We start from the raw sequence: 1,677 nt of genomic DNA, 5'->3' as shown, positions 1-1,677 counted from the left end.
TAGTTCACCACCTGCACTTTCGGTTCTTTTCAAAGTAGTACTTTTTAAAGTCTTGCTTTGTTATGCAAATCTAAAGGGCGACCCCGTAGTATCAATAGATTCCTGCAAGCTTTTAAAAGCAATACCTTCACTTTCCAACCAGGTGACCCATTCAATCAAGTTACGCAAGGTCCTTCCCAAACGGTCCAACCTCCACACAACCAAAGTATCTCCCGCTCTGAGTTGCTCCTTCATTTTAGCAAGCCCTGGCCGTTCGGCTCTGGCTCCGGAGATGGTATCTTCAAAGATGCGTTCGCATCCCGCTCTGTGGATCAGCCCCGAAAAGTTCAGCGTGAAGGTATCCGCTTTCAAGGACTACGTTATCTAGCACTTCCACTCTCTGCTTTTGTAGGTGAGTCGGTTACTATTCGTTATGATCCACGGGATCTTGCCCAGATACGTGTCTTTCACCAGCAGCAGTTTGTCTGCACAGCGGTGTGTCAGGATATTGCAGAACTGACAGTGAGTTTAAAGGAAATTCAAAAAGCCAGAAAGGAAGTACGACAAGGGTTGTATCAGGAAATTAAACGAACTAAACGTTTGCTGAAAAGCATACAGCAGCAGAAAACTGTCAAGGAACCCCCATCTTATCAAAAGGAAACTTTAGCAGAACCTAATCTTTTGAAGCGCTATGAAAACGATTAGTCTAGAACCCATCTCTTATGAAGACATTCAGTTTATGGAGACCAAAGAATACCGCAGATTTGCTGAATTTGTACAAGCCTGCTCTCAGTATCGCTATATTGGCGTTTGCCATGGAGAACCTGGGGTGGGTAAATCTTTGGCAGCTACCTATTATGCCCAATGGGATGAAGAGATCTGGCATGAAAACTTACGGGAGGAGATCTCTGAGGTGGTGATCAATAAAGTGAAGGCTTGCAAAAGTGTTTATTGGGTAGCTCCTGTCAGCAACACACCTAAGATTGTAGATCATCATATACGAATGCGGGTAAGTGGATACGGAAGAGTATTTTATAAGGCTAATGGTGAAAATGAATTGAATCTCTTAGCCTTAGAAGCACATAAAGCATGTCCTTTAGTAATTATAGATGAAGCAGATAGACAGGGCTATAACTCATTAGAACAGGTGCGACACTGGTATGATCAATGGAAGTTTGGTTTGGTCTTGATTGGCATGCCTGGTATTGAGAGAAGACTATCCCGATACCCACAGCTTTATTCCAGAATCGGCTTTAGCCATGAGTTTTGCAAGTTGAGCAAAGATGAAATGCGATTCATTTTTGAAAGAAAATGGAAAGAGTTTGGTGCTATTTTCAATCCTGACTATTTTCCTGATGTAGAGGCTGTTAATGCAATCATGCGCATTACTGCGGGTAACTTCAGACTCATAGAACGGCTCTTTAGTCAGATCAGGCGTATTTCAAGCATCAATAAACTAGACAGAATTACCAAAGAAGTGGTTGACGCTGCCAGAGATTGCCTGGTTATTGGACACATAGCATAGGCAAAATAGCTCTGAAAAAAAGCGGCAATATAATTCTGAAATTCACAGTTTTGAAAAATTACTGAAAAGGGGAGGAGAGGAGTGCAGAAAAGGGATGTGGCTGTTGCACAACCTATTCCATTTTAGGTGAGTGATTCTTATCTTTATTTATGATAGGAAAAAAGACATATGAG

2 protein-coding genes are annotated in these 1,677 nt (G+C 42.0%); both read left to right on the top strand.

Features of this window, described 5'->3' with window-relative positions; all coding sequences use genetic code 11:
- Positions 1-57: 57 nt before the first annotated feature.
- A complete protein-coding gene (locus WJR50_RS34365; RefSeq protein WP_445223521.1) occupies positions 58-684 on the top strand; it encodes a Mu transposase C-terminal domain-containing protein in 627 nt (208 codons plus the stop codon).
- Positions 671-1,504 (top strand): AAA family ATPase, encoded by an 834-nt coding sequence (locus WJR50_RS34010; protein WP_341297780.1) that lies wholly within the window; start codon positions 671-673, stop codon positions 1,502-1,504. The genes WJR50_RS34365 and WJR50_RS34010 overlap by 14 nt, the downstream gene beginning before the upstream one ends.
- Positions 1,505-1,677: the final 173 nt, after the last annotated feature.

This window comes from Catalinimonas locisalis (genome assembly GCF_038039535.1).
Lineage (GTDB): Bacteria > Bacteroidota > Bacteroidia > Cytophagales > Cyclobacteriaceae > Catalinimonas.
Note: the sequence above shows the minus strand (reverse complement) of the source record. Positions and strands in the feature narration are given on the sequence as shown.